The organism is Aeromonas bivalvium, from assembly GCF_046078285.1.
GTDB lineage: Bacteria > Pseudomonadota > Gammaproteobacteria > Enterobacterales > Aeromonadaceae > Aeromonas > Aeromonas bivalvium.
Map to the genome: position 1 here is coordinate 1,130,319 of NZ_JBGXBV010000001.1, position 17,086 is coordinate 1,147,404.

Annotated in this window: 15 protein-coding genes; 8 read left to right on the plus strand and 7 right to left on the minus strand. The window is 63.7% G+C overall.

The window, feature by feature from the left end; translation table 11 throughout:
- Positions 1-5 precede the first annotated feature (5 nt).
- Positions 6-395 carry an MAPEG family protein gene (locus ACEUCR_RS05150; RefSeq protein ID WP_041999946.1) on the minus strand — a complete coding sequence of 130 codons (390 nt, stop codon included), beginning with the start codon at positions 393-395 and terminating at the stop codon, positions 6-8.
- Positions 396-558: 163 nt separating this feature from the next.
- Here ACEUCR_RS05150 and tsaA point away from each other — a divergent pair, with 163 nt between their 5' ends.
- Entirely contained in the window at positions 559-1,263 is a 705-nt protein-coding gene (tsaA, locus tag ACEUCR_RS05155; protein ID WP_408788526.1) for a tRNA (N6-threonylcarbamoyladenosine(37)-N6)-methyltransferase TrmO, read from the plus strand.
- A 102-nt stretch (positions 1,264-1,365) separates the two neighbouring features.
- Here the strand turns inward: tsaA and ACEUCR_RS05160 are convergent, their stop codons facing one another.
- Complete coding sequence (locus tag ACEUCR_RS05160; protein WP_041999940.1) at positions 1,366-2,487, minus strand: beta-ketoacyl-ACP synthase III; 1,122 nt, start codon at positions 2,485-2,487, stop codon at positions 1,366-1,368.
- A 267-nt stretch (positions 2,488-2,754) separates the two neighbouring features.
- Between ACEUCR_RS05160 and cysK the strand changes: the two genes are divergently transcribed.
- The 5 genes from cysK to ACEUCR_RS05185 all read left to right on the plus strand — a co-directional run bounded on the left by cysK (position 2,755) and on the right by ACEUCR_RS05185 (position 7,570).
- Entirely contained in the window at positions 2,755-3,723 is a 969-nt protein-coding gene (gene cysK / locus ACEUCR_RS05165; RefSeq protein WP_111874833.1) for a cysteine synthase A, read from the plus strand.
- A 442-nt stretch (positions 3,724-4,165) separates the two neighbouring features.
- Positions 4,166-4,423, plus strand: a complete 258-nt coding sequence (locus ACEUCR_RS05170; RefSeq protein WP_041999934.1) for an HPr family phosphocarrier protein — start codon at positions 4,166-4,168, stop codon at positions 4,421-4,423.
- 45 nt (positions 4,424-4,468) lie between these two features.
- Complete coding sequence (ptsI, locus tag ACEUCR_RS05175) at positions 4,469-6,196, plus strand: phosphoenolpyruvate-protein phosphotransferase PtsI (RefSeq protein WP_041999931.1); 1,728 nt, start codon at positions 4,469-4,471, stop codon at positions 6,194-6,196.
- 43 nt (positions 6,197-6,239) lie between these two features.
- The gene (gene crr / locus ACEUCR_RS05180; RefSeq protein WP_041999928.1) at positions 6,240-6,749 is read left to right on the plus strand and encodes a PTS glucose transporter subunit IIA; all 510 of its coding nucleotides are present in this window, start codon (positions 6,240-6,242) and stop codon (positions 6,747-6,749) included.
- A gap of 275 nt (positions 6,750-7,024) precedes the next feature.
- On the plus strand, positions 7,025-7,570 hold the full coding sequence (locus ACEUCR_RS05185; protein ID WP_408788529.1) for a cytochrome b: 546 nt from the start codon (positions 7,025-7,027) through the stop codon (positions 7,568-7,570).
- 69 nt (positions 7,571-7,639) lie between these two features.
- Here ACEUCR_RS05185 and ACEUCR_RS05190 read toward each other — a convergent pair whose 3' ends face one another.
- The 3 genes from ACEUCR_RS05190 to ACEUCR_RS05200 form a co-directional block, all read right to left on the minus strand.
- Positions 7,640-11,392 (minus strand): AAA family ATPase, encoded by a 3,753-nt coding sequence (locus ACEUCR_RS05190; RefSeq protein WP_408788532.1) that lies wholly within the window; start codon positions 11,390-11,392, stop codon positions 7,640-7,642.
- The gene (locus tag ACEUCR_RS05195) at positions 11,389-12,615 is read right to left on the minus strand and encodes an exonuclease SbcCD subunit D C-terminal domain-containing protein (protein WP_408788534.1); all 1,227 of its coding nucleotides are present in this window, start codon (positions 12,613-12,615) and stop codon (positions 11,389-11,391) included. The genes ACEUCR_RS05190 and ACEUCR_RS05195 overlap by 4 nt, the downstream gene beginning before the upstream one ends.
- A gap of 88 nt (positions 12,616-12,703) precedes the next feature.
- Positions 12,704-13,132, minus strand: a complete 429-nt coding sequence (locus ACEUCR_RS05200; RefSeq protein WP_041999915.1) for a GNAT family N-acetyltransferase — start codon at positions 13,130-13,132, stop codon at positions 12,704-12,706.
- A gap of 181 nt (positions 13,133-13,313) precedes the next feature.
- Here ACEUCR_RS05200 and rdgC point away from each other — a divergent pair, with 181 nt between their 5' ends.
- Positions 13,314-14,225: a recombination-associated protein RdgC gene (rdgC, locus tag ACEUCR_RS05205; protein ID WP_041999912.1), complete on the plus strand. Its 912-nt coding sequence runs from the start codon at positions 13,314-13,316 to the stop codon at positions 14,223-14,225.
- A gap of 83 nt (positions 14,226-14,308) precedes the next feature.
- Here the strand turns inward: rdgC and ACEUCR_RS05210 are convergent, their stop codons facing one another.
- Positions 14,309-14,905: a GDSL-type esterase/lipase family protein gene (locus tag ACEUCR_RS05210; RefSeq protein WP_408788537.1), complete on the minus strand. Its 597-nt coding sequence runs from the start codon at positions 14,903-14,905 to the stop codon at positions 14,309-14,311.
- Between the two features lie 135 nt (positions 14,906-15,040).
- Between ACEUCR_RS05210 and ggt the strand changes: the two genes are divergently transcribed.
- Entirely contained in the window at positions 15,041-16,822 is a 1,782-nt protein-coding gene (gene ggt / locus ACEUCR_RS05215) for a gamma-glutamyltransferase (RefSeq protein ID WP_408788539.1), read from the plus strand.
- A 61-nt stretch (positions 16,823-16,883) separates the two neighbouring features.
- Here the strand turns inward: ggt and ACEUCR_RS05220 are convergent, their stop codons facing one another.
- On the minus strand, positions 16,884-17,078 hold the full coding sequence (locus ACEUCR_RS05220) for a hypothetical protein (RefSeq protein ID WP_408788542.1): 195 nt from the start codon (positions 17,076-17,078) through the stop codon (positions 16,884-16,886).
- Between the last annotated feature and the right edge of the window lie 8 nt (positions 17,079-17,086).

Sequence of the window (17,086 nt, forward strand, 5' to 3'; positions counted from 1 at the left end):
CGTGCCTACCAGAGATCGATCAGGGTCAGCAGCAAGATCCCCAGGGCCGCCCCCAGCATGCTGGTGAAGGTGAGCACCATGCCCAGGATCCGGAACCTGAACTCCTCTTTGGGCTGACTGATGCCATAGGCATGCAGGCTGCGGCCACACAGCAGAAGAAGTGACAGCCCGTGCACCAGGGGGATGGGGCCGCCCAGACCGTCGAAGAAGAGGATGAGCAGCAGGCACAGGGGCACGTATTCTGCGAAGTTGCCATGGGCACGGATGGCGCGGGTGAGCCGCGGCTCCTGCCTGTCCCCCACCGCCACCTGAAGCTGGCGACGCAGACGCACCACCCTCAGGCTCAGATAGACAAACAGGCAGGCCAGCAGGGCGGCATAGGGGGCGACTATCATAGGGATTCCTCCAGATGGGCGGGGACGATCAGTGGCAGCACTATAGCCGCACCGCTCTCCCCTGGCGATGGCGTCCGCCTCGGCCCGCTCATGCCTTTTGCAGGGAACTGTGCTAGATTGCCCCCGATTTTCTACCCTCTCCATTCTGCTTGGGCCGCGCCGCGTGAAATTCGACATCGATACCCTGGGGGTGATCCACTCCCCCTACAAGGAGAAGTTTGCCATCCCTCGCCAGCCCGGTCTGGTCACCGCCAGCCGCGCCCGGCTCGAGTTGCTGCCCCCCTACGATCAGCCCGACGTGCTGCGGGGCATAGAGCAATTTTCCCACCTCTGGCTCAGCTTCGTGTTTCACCAGACCATGGAACAGGGCTGGCACCCGACGGTGCGCCCGCCGCGCCTGGGTGGCAACGAGCGGGTCGGCGTGTTCGCCACCCGCTCCACCTTTCGCCCCAACCCGCTGGGTCTGTCGGTGGTGGAACTGCTCGGCGTCGGCCGCGAGCGTGGCAAGTTGTGGCTGGATCTGGGTGCCGTGGATCTGCTGGACGGCACCCCTGTCGTCGACATCAAGCCCTACATCCCCTACGCCGACAGCCTGCCCCACGCCCGGGGTGGCTTCGCCCCCCAGGCCCCCACCCCGCCGCTCACCGTGCGTTTCAGCCCAGAGGCGGAGCAGCAGCTGCAACCCTGGCACCAGGCCCACCCCGAGCTGCGTCAGCTGGTGAGCGAGGTGCTGGCCCAGGATCCTCGCCCCGCCTACAAGCAGGGCAAGCCGGACGACAAGGTCTACGGGGTTCGCCTGTTCGACCTCAATGTGCGCTTTCGCATCCGGGAGCCCGAGTGCGAGGTGCTGGCCATAGAGCCCGCCTGACTCGGCCGTACCGAGGCAGTGGCGTCCCATCCTGTCGCCAACAAAAAAAGGGCTCATTAAGATCCCTTTTTGCTGACTTGCTCCCGACGGCAAGAGGTCGCTTCACCCTCGCTCGAGCAGCAGGCTGCCGATGGAATAACCGGCCCCGAACGAGCAGAGCACGCCGCGAGCACCGCTCGGCAGATCCTGTTGATGCAGATGGAAGGCGATGATGGAACCGGCCGAGCTGGTGTTGCCGTAACGGTCCAGGATCACCGGGGCCTCCTCCTGGCTGGCGTCGTGGCCCAGCAGCTTGCGGGCGATGAACTGGTTCATGGTGAGGTTCGCCTGATGCAGCCAGAGCCGGCTCAAGCCATCGACGCCCCAGCCCTGGGCGGCCAGCTGATCGGCTATCTGGTCGCACACCAGGGGCAGCACCTCCTTGAACACCTTGCGTCCCTGCTGGCGAAACAGCTTGTCGTCGGCAAAGCGGGTGCGGGGGCTGAGCCGGTTGAGGAAGCCGAAGTTGTTGCGAATGTTGTTGGAGTATTGGGTCGTCAGCTTGCTGGCCACCAGATGCCAGGGCTTGGCCACCTTGCAATCCTCAGCACGCTCCAGCAGCACGGCGGTACAGGCGTCGCCGAAGATGAAGTGGCTGTCCCTGTCACGAAAATTGAGATGGCCCGAGCAGATCTCGGGGTTCACCACCAGCGCCAGTTTCGCCGTACCCGCCGCCAGCAGGTCCGCCGCCGTCTTGATGCCGAAGGTGGCGGATGAGCAGGCCACGTTCATGTCAAACGCCATGCCGGCCGCCCCCAGATAGTGCTGCAGTTCGATGGCCAGCGCCGGATAGGGACGGGGCATGTTGGAGGCCGCGACCATGACCAGATCGATCTCCTCGGGCCTGCGCCCGGCCGCGAGCAGCGCCTGCTCGGCGGCGGCGACCGCCATCTCCACCATGATGCTGGGCTGCTCGTCGGGGCGCTCCGCCAGCAGTGGCTGCATGATATCCGGATCCAGCACCCCCTCCTTGCTCATCAGATAGCGACTCTTGATGCCGGATGCCTTCTCGATGAAATCGCTGCTGGAGTGCTGCCTGGCCGCGAGCTGACCGGCATCGATGGCGGAAGCATTCTCCTCGTTGTAGAGGTCCACATACTGGTTGAAGGCATCCACCAGCTCCTGGTTGCTGACGGCAAAAGGCGGGGTATAGAGGCCACTGCCGCTGATCACTATCTGGGTCATCTTTGCTCCTGTGCCGGGTTGGTTCCCGGCTTATCGGGGGTCGAGGCGGACGGGACGGCGACAGGCGAGTCGCAGGCCCGCCCCGGCGCCGCCGTGGCCCAAGGGGTCGTTATAACCGGGCACCCGGTGTGGGTCGGCGATTAATTCAGACGAGAGGGTATAAACCCTATATCTTGTAATAACATATTGTTATAACAAAACGTCACTTCTCATTCAGGAATCTCAGAGTAATCTTGTTTCATCGCCGTAACAAACAGGGATAGCACCATGAGCAAGATTTTTGAGGACAACAGCCAGACCATAGGTCAGACCCCGCTGGTTCGTCTCAACCGTGTTACCAAGGGCCGCGTGCTGGCCAAGATCGAGAGCCGCAACCCCAGCTTCAGCGTCAAGTGCCGCATCGGCGCCAACCTGATCTGGGATGCCGAGAAGCGCGGCGTCCTGACCCAGGGCAAGGAGATCATCGAACCCACCAGTGGTAACACCGGCATTGCTCTGGCCTTCGTGGCGGCCGCTCGTGGCTATCCCATCACCCTGACCATGCCGGCCACCATGAGCCTGGAGCGTCGCAAGCTGCTCAAGGCGCTCGGTGCCAACTTGGTGCTGACCGAAGGGCCGCTGGGCATGAAGGGTGCCATCGCCAAGGCCAACGAGATCCTCGAATCCGAGCCGGGCAAGTATGTGCTGCTGCAACAGTTTGAAAACCCCGCCAACCCCGAAATTCACGAGCAGACCACGGGTCCCGAGATCTGGGACGCCACCGACGGTGACGTGGACGTGTTCGTGGCAGGCGTTGGCACCGGCGGCACCATCACAGGGGTCTCCCGCTACATCAAGCAGACCAAGGGCAAGGCCATTGTCTCCGTGGCGGTCGAACCCTCCGAGTCCCCCGTCATCAGCCAGAAACTGGCGGGTGAAGAGATAAAGCCCGGCCCCCACAAGATCCAGGGCATAGGCGCCGGCTTCATTCCGGGCAACCTGGACCTGACCCTGCTGGACAGGGTCGAGCAGGTGAGCAGCGATGAGGCCATCGAGATGGCTCGCCGCCTGATGGAAGAGGAAGGCATCCTGGCCGGTATCAGCTCGGGCGCCGCCGTGGTGGCTGCCGCCCGTCTGGCCGAGCTGCCGGAGTTCGCAGACAAGACCATAGTCGTCGTGCTGCCGAGCGCCGCCGAACGCTACCTCTCCAGCGCCCTGTTCGCCGGCGTATTCAGCGAGCAGGAACTGCAACAGTAAGTGATGCTGGTTTCCGTAAAAATGGCGCCCCGGGTGGGCGCCGTTTTTTTTTACGCTAAACTTGTCGCCAAACAGTGCCAGTCGACCCCCTTATTTTTTGGGGTAAAATAACAAGGAGTGCTGCCACAAAAAAAGCAGACATTCTGTGATAAATCTCATATCCTGTGCGGCGTAACGCACCTTTTGCGGGTCAGGTATCACAAAGTAACAAAGTGTTATTTTTCGTTATAAAATAACGAAGAGCCAGATACAGCGCGGCTTGCGACACTTTGTTTCGGGAAATCTGACAGAGACTGCAAATACTGAACAGAAAGTTGACCTGGATTAAGCTCTTGCGGGTCTGATTTCGTTACTTTACAACATATGCATACTTAAACGGTCGAATAGCGCGGCGTCAAAGCGGCCTGATTGACCATAAAATATCAATAATATGGGGTGAACCATGTACGAGAAGTCTGTTGTTATCACTGCTGAAAACGGCCTGCACACCCGTCCGGCAGCGCAATTCGTAAAAGAAGCCAAAGAATTCCAAAGCGAGATCACTGTGGTCTCCGGTGGCAAGTCCGCCAGCGCCAAGAGCCTGTTCAAGCTGCAGACCCTGGGCCTGACCAAGGGCACCAACGTCACCATCCAGGCCGATGGCCCGGATGCCAAGCAAGCCGTTGACAAGCTGGTTGCCCTGATGGACGAGCTGGAGTAATCCGGCTCACACTCCTCCCCCACAGTCGTTTTAATAGGAAGGATTATGATATCTGGCATTCTTGCGTCCCCCGGTATCGCATTCGGTAAGGCGCTTCTTCTGAAAGAAGATGAAATCGTTATCAATCAGGGCAAGATTTCTGTTGACCAGATTGACGCCGAGATCAACCGCTTCCTCGAAGCGCGCACCAAGTCAGCCGCTCAGCTGGAAGCCATCAAAGAGATGGCCGGTCGCACCTTCGGTGAAGAAAAAGAGGCCATCTTCGAAGGCCACATCATGCTGCTCGAAGATGAGGAGCTGGAAGGGGATATCAGATCCTTCATCAAGGACAACAAGGCCACCGCTGACAAGGCCATCTATGAGGTCATCGAGCAATACGCCAAGATGATGGCCGACCTGGATGATCCCTATCTGCGGGAGCGCGCCACCGATTTTCGTGATATCGGCACCCGTCTGGTGAAGAACGCGCTGGGCATCGCAGTGGTCAATCTGAGCACCATAGACGAAGAAGTCATCCTGGTCGCCAACGACCTGACTCCGTCCGAAACAGCTCAGATCAACCTGAAATACGTGCTGGGTTTCGTCACCGACATCGGTGGCCGCACCTCTCACACCTCCATCATGGCCCGCTCCCTGGAGCTGCCGGCCATCGTGGGCACCAACGACATCACTCGCCGTGTCAACAATGGCGATCTGCTGTTGCTGGATGCGATCAACAACCAGGTCGTCATCAATCCGAGCCCCGAGCAGCTGGCCAAGTTCAAAGAACTCCAGGCCCAGTTCCAGGCCGAGAAAGACGAGCTGGCCAAGCTCAAGGATCTGCCCGCCATCACCCTGGATGGCCATCAGGTCGAGGTGTGCGCCAACATAGGTACCGTCAAGGATACTGAAGGTGCCATCCGCAACGGCGCTGAAGGCGTGGGTCTGTACCGTACCGAGTTCCTGTTCATGGACCGCGATGCGCTGCCGACCGAAGACGAGCAGTTCAAGGCCTACAAAGAAGTGGCAGAGGCCATGCCGGATCAGCCGATCATCGTCCGCACCATGGACATCGGCGGCGACAAAGAACTGCCCTACATGAATTTCCCGAAAGAGATGAACCCCTTCCTGGGCTGGCGTGCCGTGCGTATTTTCTTCGATCGCGAAGACATCATGCACGCCCAGCTGAAGGCCATCCTGCGTGCGTCTGCCTTCGGCAAACTGCGCATCATGTTCCCGATGATCATCTCCGTCGAAGAGTTCCGCAGCCTCAAGGCCACAGTGGAGCAACTCAAGGCTGAACTGCGCGCCGAAGGTAAAGCCTTTGATGAATCCATCGAAGTGGGTATCATGATCGAGACCCCGGCCGCCGCCGTGATGGCTCATCATCTGGCCAAGGAAGTGGATTTCTTCAGTATCGGTACCAATGACCTGACCCAGTACACCCTGGCGGTCGACCGTGGTAACGAGATGATTTCCGCCATGTACAACCCGCTGTCACCCTCCGTCCTGACCCTGATCAAGATGGTGATCGATGCGTCCCATGCCGAAGGCAAGTGGACCGGCATGTGTGGTGAACTGGCTGGTGACGAACGCGCCACCCTGTTGCTGCTGGGCATGGGTCTGGATGAATTCTCCATGAGCGCCATCTCTGTGCCGCGCATCAAGAAACTCATTCGCAACACCAACTTCGAAGATGTGAAGGCCATGGCCGAGCAAGCATTGAGCTATGCCACCGCCGCCGAAATCGAAGCCTGTGTAGATAACTTTATAAAGCAGAAAGCAGTCTGCTAAGATCGGCTGCAAACAGCGACAATCATCTTTAGGAGCTTTTACTATGGGTCTGTTCGATAAACTGAAGAAGCTAGTTTCCGATGACAGCTCTGACACCGGCGGCATCGAAATCTTTGCCCCCCTGTCTGGCGAAATCGTCCCCATCGAAGATGTGCCTGACGTGGTATTCGCCGAGAAGATCGTGGGTGATGGCATCGCCATCAAGCCGGCTGGCAACAAGATGGTCGCACCGTGCGACGGCACCATCGGCAAGATCTTCGAGACCAACCACGCGTTCTCGCTGGAATCTGACACTGGCATCGAGCTGTTCGTTCACTTCGGTATCGACACCGTCGAACTGAAAGGCGAAGGCTTCACCCGTATCGCTCAGGAAGGCCAACAGGTCAAGAAAGGCGACACCATCATCGAGTTCGATCTGGCCCTGCTGGAAGAGAAAGCCAAGTCTACCCTGACCCCGGTTGTCATCTCCAACATGGATGAGATCAAGGAGCTGATCAAGATGACCGGCGCCGTGACCGTGGGCGAGACCCCGGTGATCCGCATCAAGAAATAAGACGCCTCTGGCCCTGTGCCAGTGACCGCGATAAAAAACCGAAGCCTGGTGCTTCGGTTTTTTTATGGGCAACACCTTAGGTCCACCTGCTCTCAACCATCAGGGGCTGGCTAGTTCCCTGACCGGACAAGGGCACTCCGATGCAAAAGCGCGGTCGAGATCAAGGCATTGCCCGACAAGCCTTGTAGCATGGGTGTGGAGACCACGGGATCCCGGCGCCGTGCGTGACGGGATGGACCAGGGCGATGCAACGCGCCCTCCGGAAGGAGATAAAGATGCTGCAGAATACGGAACAAGGTTATGGCAGCCTGAGCATAGGGTTGCACTGGCTGACCCTGCTGCTGATAGTGGCCGTCTATGGGCTGATGGAGTTCAGGGATATTTTTCCCAAGGGCTCGGCCGGACGCGATCTGATGAAGGAGTACCACTTCATGGTGGGCTTGCTCATTCTGGCGCTGGTGATGGTGCGCCTGCTGGTGCGCTTTGGCAGCCCCTCACCGCGCATAGTGCCCGCCCCCTCGCCCCTGATGCTCAAGCTCGGCCACCTCGCCCATCTGGCCCTGTACGGCTTTTTGATCCTGACGCCGCTGCTAGGATGGCTGCTGCTGAGCGCGGGTGGCAAGCCCATCCCCTTCTTCGGATTTGAGTTGCCCGCGCTGATAGGACCGGATGATGGCCTGAAAGGGACCATCAAGGATCTGCACGAAACGCTGGCCAACCTGGGTTATACCCTGATTGCCCTGCACGCAGGGGCCGCTCTCTATCACCACCATGTGCTCAGGGACAGCACCCTGACCAATATGTTGCCCGAGCGAAAATAAGCACCCGCCTTGAACACGCCAACAAAAGGCCCCTTTGAAGGGGCCGTTGTCATGACTCAATCGATACCATCAGGGCAATACCACCCGGCTCTCCCCCCCGCCGAGGGCCTCGACCCTTATTTGCACACCGATCCGCTCCACCAGGGTCTGCACGTGGGAAATGACCCCGATCTGGCGGCCCGCCGCCTGCAGGGAATCGAGGCTGGCGAGCGCCAGATCCAGGCTGTCGGGATCCAGGGTGCCAAAGCCCTCGTCGATGAAGAGCGACTCTACCTGGGTCTGGCGCGACGACAGACTGGAGAGAGCCAGAGCCAGGGCCAGGGAGACCAGGAAACTCTCGCCGCCGGAGAGGGAGTCCACGGAACGCACCTCGTCCCCCATGTCGAGATCCACCACCTGCAGCGCCAGATCCGTGCCGGGCACCCGCTCCAGCCGATAGCGCGGCGACAACTCGGCGAGCTGGGCATTGGCCTCCAACAATAGACGTTCGAGCGTGAGGCTCTGGGCGAAGGTGCGCAGCTTGGCGCCGCTGGCGGAACCAATCAGATCGGACAGGCGCTGCCAGTGATCCGCCACCCCTTGCTGGGCGATCAGCGCCTCCTGCAGCGCTCCCGCCTTGAGGGCCGCCGCCTCGGCCTGCGCCAGGGTGCTCTTGCACTGGAACAGCTGCTCGTCGAGGGCCCGGCAGCGTGACTCGCAGTCGTCCAGCGCCACGGCAAGGGCCTCGACCGTGAGGGCGCTCAGGGCCTCATGATGTTCCCGATAGTGCGCCAGCTTGCTCTGCTCCTGGGCCAGCGCCCGCTGCCGCTCGGTCAGCCGGGTGCGGGCCTCGGCCAGGGCATCGTCCAGCCCCTGCAGGGCGGCGCGACGAGCCCTGAGCTCGTCCGGTGTGATGGCCAGCAGACGGCGCAGATCATACTCGGCGATCCCGAGCGCAGTGACGTGCGCCGCCCAGCGCGCCAGCGCCTCGCGCCGCCCCTGGCTGCTCCTCTGCCGCTCCTGGTCAAGGTGAGTCAAACGGGCCTTTAGTTCGGTCTGCTGCTCCCTCGCCGTGGCCAGGGCCGCCACGGCCTCCTCGTACTGGCTGGCGGCCAGCTGCAGCCGTTGCTGCCACTCCTGTTCGACCTGGGCGACGGCTCGGCCTCCGAGGCAGGCCTCCCGACTGGCCAGCAGCCTCTGACGCTGCTGCTCGGCCTCCTTGTACTCCTGCTCGAGGCGTTGCAGCTGCGCATTCTGGCTCTGCACCCGCGCCTCCTGGGCGCTCAAGGCGGGAGTCAGGCTGGCTAGCTCGTTGCCAAGCTGCTCCCACTCACTCTGGCCACGCAGATAGTCTTCGCAGATCTGCTGCCACTCCTGCCACTGCCGGCTACCGAGCCACTGGCGCCAGTGCTCGGCCCCCATCTGCTCGTCGAGGCGGGCCTCCCCCTGTGCCAGACGCTGGCGCAGGGCGGTCTCCTGTTCGGCCAGCGCCTTGAGCTCCGCCTCCCAGGCTATCTGCTGGCGCTCGGCCTCCTGCCACTGCTGCTCGCCCTGCTGCTGGCGGGTGGTCAGCTCCCCCAACTGCTCCCGCAGCGCCATCAAGGCCTGCATCCCCTGCTGGGCCTGCTGCAACTGCCGCGCACCGACCGCCAGCGCCTGCTCCAGCGCCTCCCCTTGCGCCACCAGCTGTGTCAGCAGGCCGGTCCACTGTGCCGGCGCCTGCTGCAAGGGCAGCCCCTGACCCAGCAGGCTCTCCCCCCCCAGCTGCGACCAGCGTAGGGCAAGCTGCTCGGATCTGGCCTCCAGATCGGGAATATGCTGCTGGCGAATGGCCAACTGACGGCTCAGTTCGGCCCGCTCCCCCTCCCCTTGAATGTGTTGATGATTGAGCCGCTCCCACTCCAGATCCAGCTGGCTGACCCGCTCGGCCAGTTGCGTCAGGATGCCGGCCACCTGGGGCTGATGCCGGGTGTAGGGATGCTCCTCGGCGCCGCACAGCGGGCACGGGCAGCCCTCTTGCAGCTCGTGGCGATACTGCGCCAGGCTGGCCACGGCCCGGGCCTGCTCCAACCCATGGCGCGCCTCGTTTCGCTGAAGCACAAGGCGCTCGAGTGCCGGGACCAGCGTCTCATGTTGTTCGGTGAGCCGGGCAAGCTGCTGCGCAAGCTGCGCCATCTCCTGCTGCAACCGCGCCTGCTGCTCGCCGTGGTTGCGGCCCGCCTGGGCCAGCTCAAGGAGCTGACCCAGGCGGGCGAGTTGCTCTGTCCGGGCCTGGCGCAGCTCCTGCTCCCTGGCGACCTCGGCGTCCCACTCCTGAGCCTGCAACTCGTCGTGCCGCTGTTGCAGGCGTGCGCGGGCCTGCTGCAAGGCGTCGCGCTCCTGCCGCCCCTTTGCCAGGCGGCCATTGAGATCCTCCAGGGCATGGCCCTTGTGTTCGCGGCTTTGCAGTACGCGTTGCAACAGCTCCCCGTCCGCGGCCCAATCCTGCATGGCCGTCAGCAAGGGCTGCCACTGACGTGCCAGCGGGGCCAGTGCCTTGTGCTGCTCGAGCCAGAGCGCCCACTGCTGGCGGCGCGCCATCAGTGCCGCCACCTTGTCGGCCTGCTGCTGCCACGCCTGCTGCAGCGCCAGTTGCGCCGTGCGGGCCTGGGTCCCCTGCTGCTGGATCTCTTGCAGCTGCTGGCCCTTCTCCTCGAGCAGGGTGTCGAGCTCCTGGGCCCGCTTGAGCTCGGGCTGCAAGGCGCCCCATTCGCGCTCGGCGGCTATCTTGTCCGCCAGCCGCTGCTGCTCGGTCAGCTCGGCCCGCTGCCGGGCCTGCTCCCCTTGCTCGAGCTCGGGGCCCAGCTGGCTTATCAGCAATTCCTGCTGCTGCCCCTCCAGGGTGAGGCGGGCCAGCTCGTCGTGATCGGCGCGGGCCACCTGGGCCTGTTCGGTACGGGCAAACTCCTCCCGCCCGGACGCCGCCTCGCCATGGGCCGCCTCGGCCGCGGCCAGCGCCGCCTGCCCCTCCCGGCAGGCCTGCTGCTGGGCGGCAATCCGTTCGTTGAGATCCCGCAGTGCCTGCAACAGCTGGCGCTGCTGTTGCTCCTGCTTGAGGCTGGTCGCGAGACTGACCTGCTGGGCGGCCCACTGCTCGCGGGTCTCTTCGTCCATCAAGGCCACGTCGCCGAGGCGCTGCTGGAGGGCCGACAGCGCCTGCTGCTCGGCCCGCGCCCGTTCATGGGTCTGGATCGAGATGGCGGAATAGAGCTCTGTGCCCGTCATCCGCTCGAGCAGGGCGGAGCGCTCGTCGGCGCTCGACTTGAGGAAGGCGGCGAACTCCCCCTGGGGCAGGATGACGGCGCGGCGAAACTGCTCCCAGGAGAGTCCCACCAGCTCGTCGATGCGCTCTTGCAGCTCCCGCTTGCTGCCACTGAACACCTGACCCGACGCCAGGTCGGTCAGGCTGCGCTCCTGGGCCTGAAAACGCCCCTCGGCGCGGTTACGGGCCCGGCGTACCGCCCAGCGGGCCAGCCAGATGCGGCCGTCGCAGCCGCGAAACTGCACCTCGGCACAGCCGCTGGCGTGGCCGCGGCTGAGGATGCCGCGCACATCGTTGGCCTTGAGTTTCTCCTCGTCATCCGTGCGGCCCACTTCGGCGACGTGCTTGCGATTGGCGATGAAACGGGGCATCTCGTCGTAGAGCGCCAGGCAGATGGCGTCGAGCAAGGTACTCTTGCCCGCGCCTGTGTTGCCGGTGATGGCAAACAGGCCCGCCGCTCCCAGGGCGCCACCAGCAAAATCGATGGTGAAGGGGCCGGTCAGACTGGCCAGATTTTCCCCTGACAGAGACAAGATCTTCATACGCCGGACTCCTTCACCTGCTCCAAGATCTCTTCAAACGAGGCAACCAATGCGGCCTCCGGCTCCCCCTCGAACTGGCGCTGATAGCAGAGCCGGAACACCTCGGTGGGGGAGAGTTCATCGAGCCTGCGCCGCGCGCGGCCATCGGCCAGCCCCTGGCCCGAGCCCTGATAGCTGGTGGTAATGCGGGCCAGGCGCACCGGCTTGCCCCCGATGGCGGCCAGGATCCGCTCGCGTATGCGCGCCTCGGGTTTGGGCAGCAGCAGCCGCACCTCGAGAAACGGCTGCGCCTCCTGGGGACGGTCTGGCAGTTCGAGCGCGGCGATGGCGTTGAGCGCCTCGTCGAGATCGCTTTGGGGCAGCCGGATCATATCGACGCGCCTGGGCACAGGGATCCGCGCCAGCCCCGCCAATTTGCCCCCCTCAAACGTCACCTCCAGCACCTGATGGTTGTAGTTCGCCTCGGCCAGCGAGAGCGGCAGCGGCGAACCGCTGTAGTGCACGCCCTCGGCCGGGCTCTGGGCCAGGTGCAGATGGCCCAGCGCCGTGTAATCGGCTGCCGCGAAGATGTCGGCGGGCAGGGCGTGCTGATTGCCGCCGAGTACCCGCCGCTCGGAGAGCTCGGAGAGCTGGCCCGCCGCCAGGTAGGCGTGGCCCATGGCGATAAGGGCCTGATCGGGCTGACAACGTGCTCGCCCCTCGGCCAGCACCGCCTGGTACACCTGGCGAACCCCTTCGATCAGCCTGTCCTGCCCCTCGCTGAGCCCCTCTGGCCGCAGATCGCTGCTGCGCAGAAACGGCACGGCGGCGCACCAGGCGGCCACCTCGCCATCCTTGCCCCTCAGCGGCACCAGCAGGCGATCGGTCTCGAGGCGCCCCTCGTCGTCCCGGCTGATGCTGCCCACCAGATGCAGGTCGAAGGCCCGCAGCAGCTCGTGGGGGGCATCGAGCTTGGAGGGGGAGTCGTGGTTGCCACCGAGCAGCACCATGTCGAGGGCAGGATGTTCCGCCCGCAGCCGCGCCAGGAAGCGATAGAGCTGCTGCCAGGCGCTGGCGGGAGGATTGGCGGTATCGAACAGATCCCCTGCCACCAGCAAGGCGTCTATCTGGCGCGCCTTGATGGTGTCGGTCAACCAGTCGAGGAAGGCATCGTGTTCGAAGCGGCGATCGTGGCCATGGAGTTGATGGCCCAGATGCCAGTCGGCGGTATGGAGGATTTTCATTGGATCGGGACTCGGTCGCGGGGTGCCATGGGCATATGTCGTCAACATGGTGCCTGACCCCGCGCCTTTCAAGCAAGGACGGGGGTATTCAGGCGCCGAACCAGTGCATGCGGTACTGGCCGTGACCGGTCAGGGGATCCTGCGTCTCGCCATCTATGATGAAGCCGTGCCGGCGATAGAAGCGTACCGCAGGTTCATTCTCGGTGAAGACCCTGGCATGGAGGCTGCGGGCCTCCCCTTTTGCCACCTGGAGCAGGGCATGGCCCACCCCCTGGCCCTGACGCTCGGGACGCACGAACAGGGCAGCCAGGTAATCGTCGACCAGGGCGATGAAGCCTTGCAGCTCGCCGCCCTCCTCATGGACCCAGATCCTGGCCTGCTCGAGGTAGCGGGTGCGCAGCTCCTCCTGAGCCTTCCACCAGACCGAGGCATCGACGAAATCATGGGACTGCAATGAAGCCAGCAACCAGATCTCGACGATACCATCCCTATCCTCTGCCCGACTCGCTCTGAGCATACCCTCATCCTTATCCCTGACTCGCCTGCTGGCAGTCTAGGAGACTTTTCCCCCGCTTCTGCGTCGAGCCCTCATGGCCTGTGAGCCGCATCCGATTTTTTTCCCGGGAGTGATTGGTCGATCACAAAGCGTCGCTTTGCAGTACAATGCCCGCCGGACAATTGTTACGACCGAGGACGCCATGTGGTTTAAGAACCTGCAGATTTATCGCTTTACCCGCCCCTTTGACCTGACCGTCGACCAGCTGGAACCCCAGCTCGAGGCCTGCGCCTTCACCCCGTGCGGCAGTCAGGACATCTCCCGATTCGGGTGGGTCAAGCCCCTGGGCAAATTCGGTTCGACCCTGACCCACAGCGCCGCGGGTCACATCCTCATCTGCGCCCGCAAGGAAGAGAAGATGCTGCCGGGCACAGTGGTCAAGGAGATGCTGGCGGAGAAGGTGGAAGCGATCGAATTCGAGCAGGGCCGCGCCCTCAAGAAGAAGGAGAAGGAGGCGCTGAAAGAGGAGATCATGCACACCCTGCTGCCCCGCGCCTTCAGCCGCACCAGCCAGACCTTCGCCTGGATAAACCCGGCCGACAACCTGATGGTGGTGGATGCAGGCTCCGCCAAGAAGGCGGACGATCTGCTGGCGCTCTTGCGCAAATCCATCGGCTCCCTGCCGGTGGTGCCGGTGGCCCTGAAGAACCCGCCCGAAATCACCATGACCGAGTGGCTCAACGAGGGCAACCTGCCCGCCGCCTTCACCCTGGAGGACGAGGCCGAGCTGCGCAGCGCTATGGAACACGGCGGCATCATCCGCTGCAAGCAGCAGGATCTGATGAGCGAGGAGATCAAGAATCACCTGGCCAACGACAAGCTGGTGACCAAGCTGGCCCTGAACTGGGGCGAGACCCTGAGCTTCGTGCTGGGGGATGACCTCTCCATCAAGCGCCTCAAGTTCAGCGAAGAGCTGCGCGAGCAGAACGACGACGTCACCAGCGAGGATCCCGCCGCCCGTCTGGACGCCGACTTCGCCCTGGTAACCGCCGAGCTGGCCCAGTTCATCCCGGCGCTGTTTGCCGCCCTGGGCGGGGAAGAGCAGTCCATCTGAGTTGTCCCCTGCCGGTAAAAAAACCGCCTGATGGCGGTTTTTTTATTCCAGGCGGCCCCGCAGACGCGCAGGAGCACCGGCGCTCATAGCGCACCGCGGGCCTGCAACAGCCGGTGAAGCCGCTCGGCCAGGGCGCGGTACCCCTCGCCATTGAGGTGCACCGCATCGGACTTGAGCGCCGGGCTGCGCAGCAGCTCCCCCATGGTGTCGTTGTCCAGCACCAGTCCGTACTCTTGTGCCAGCTCTCCATAGAGGGGGGCGCCATCGGCAAACAGGGACTTGCGGGGCACAGCCACCAGCAACAGCTGGGCACCGCTGCCCTGCACCGCCGCTATCATGGCGGCGAGATTGGCCTTGAGAGCCGCCTCCCCCGTGCCGCGCAAGATATCGTTCCCCCCTTCCAGCAGGATGACCAGTCCGGGCCTGTGCTCGGCCAGCAGCCCGGGCAGGCGTGCCCTGCCCGCCTGACTCAACTCCCCCGATACCCCGCCATTGATGACGGGGTGGCCGCTCAAGCTCGCCAGCACGTTGGGGTAGCTCTGGGCCGGAGGGGCGCCGCGCCCCTCCGTCAGGCTGTCACCGAACGCCAGTATGGTCTCCCCCGCCGCCAGAGGCCTGAACCCTGGCTCGCCACAGGCGACCAGCAGCAGGCAGAGTGCTCCTATCACGCCTCTTCTCATCCGTCTTCCTCCCCGCACGCGTCATGTCGTCATTGATAGTTTTGTAAGCACTTGAGTATAAAGGCAATCTTTCAATCAGGTTTCAACTGTGCCACATTCGTTATCCCCGTAGAGAAAACAGACAAGGAGAGTGTCATGTCCCTCAAACCCCTCAGCCTGCTGATCGCCTTCGGCCTGCTCGCCGGCTGCGCCCCTCAGGATGCCTTCCATTATGCTCCGCCCCCCCAGACCCTGATCGCCCCCGAGGCCGCCAGTGGCTGGACCGACAAGCAGGGCTGGCAAGGCAGTGCCTTCATGGTGGCCGCCGCCAACCCGCTGGCGGTGGATGCCGGCTATCAGGTGATCAAGGCGGGCGGCTCTGCGGTGGATGCCGCCATCGCGGTGCAGCTGGTGCTGACCCTGGTGGAGCCGCAATCCTCCGGCATCGGCGGCGGCTCCCTCATGCTGGTATGGGATGGCAAACGGGTTGCCGCCGTGGATGGTCGGGAAACGGCCCCCGCCGCCGCCACGGATCAGCTGTTCATGCGAGATGGCAAGCCGATGGCCTTCTACGACGGCGTGGTGGGCGGGCGCTCCGTGGGGGTCCCCGGCACGGTACGTGCCCTGGCCCTGGCGCACGAGCGCTATGGCAAACTGCCCTGGGCCAGCCTGTTCGCGCCCGCCATCACCCTGGCTGAGCAAGGGTTTGTGATAAGCCCACGCCTGGCCACCCTGCTGGCCAAGGATCCCTATCTCGCCAGGGACCCGGATGCCCGCGCCTATTTCTACCAGGCCGATGGCACCCCCAAGGCGGCGGGAACCCGACTCACCAACCCGGCCCTGGCCAGAGTGCTGCGTACCCTGGCAGACGAGGGCGCCGACGCCTTCTACCGCGGCCCCCTGGCCGAGGCCATGGTCACCAAGGTTCGATCCCACCCGGTCAATCCCGGGGTGCTGGCGGCGACCGACCTGGCCGGTTACAGCGCCAAGCTGCGCGATGGCCTCTGCTTTGACTATCGCCAGAGCGAGGTGTGCGGCTTCCCGACCCCCTCCTCCGGCACCCTGGCCCTCGGCCAGATCTTCGGCATGCTGGAGGGCCGCGACATGGCGGCCCTCAAACCGGTGCGGGGCGCCGATGGCAGGCTCAGCGCCAGCCCGGAAGCCATCCACCTCTACAGCGAGGCGGCACGGCTCGCCTTCGCCGATCGCAACCAGTATGTGGCGGACATGGACTTTGTCAGCGTGCCGGTGGCCGGCATGCTGGATAAAGGCTACCTGGCGCAGCGGGCACGCCTCATCGGGCAGACCTCCATGGGCACCGCCAAACCCGGCACGCCCCCCATGGCCATCGCCCGTGGCAAGGACGCCACCCCCGAGCTGCCCTCCACCAGCCATGTCTCCATCGTCGACCGCGAGGGCATGGCAGTCTCCATGACCAGCTCCATCGAGGATGGCTTCGGTTCACGGCTGATGGTCAACGGCTACCTGCTCAACAACGAGTTGACCGACTTCTCCTTCACCTCGGTGGATGCCGCCGGCTTGCCGGTGGCGAACCGGGTGGAGCCGGGCAAGCGGCCACGCTCCTCCATGTCTCCCCTGCTGGTGTTTGACAAAGAGAGCGGCGCCCTCGAGATGAGCCTGGGCTCACCGGGGGGCTCGGCCATCATCAACTATGTGGGCAAGACCCTGCTCGGCACCCAGGATTGGGGCCTGAACCTGCAAGAGGCCATCAACCTGCCCAACTTCGGCAGCCGCAATGGCCCCACCGAACTGGAGCAGGGGCGCACCCCTGCCTTGGTGGTCGATGCCTTGAAAGCCAGGGGGCACGAGGTGGTATTGAACGAACAGACCTCGGGGTTGCAGGGGGTGGAGCGCAATGCCCAGGGCTGGTTTGGCGCCGCCGATCCGCGCCGGGAAGGCATCGCTAAGGGGGAGTGATCCCGACGTCCCGCCATGGATCTCCTCGTGGCGGGGGAAGAGATGAAACAGAAGAGGATGATCAGGAACGGGGCAGGCTCACGGTCAGTTGAGCCTGCCCCGTTGCGCTGGCCTGCTGCCACTGCTGGCGCTCTATCCGCTCCAGTCGTGCGGCCTGGGTCTGGGATGTCTGGGCGGGGGCAACGGGCCAACTGGGCAGCGGCCACTCGGGCAGGGTCAGCAGCAGGGCGAACAGGGTTGCAAGATACCAGGCCATGGGGCGCT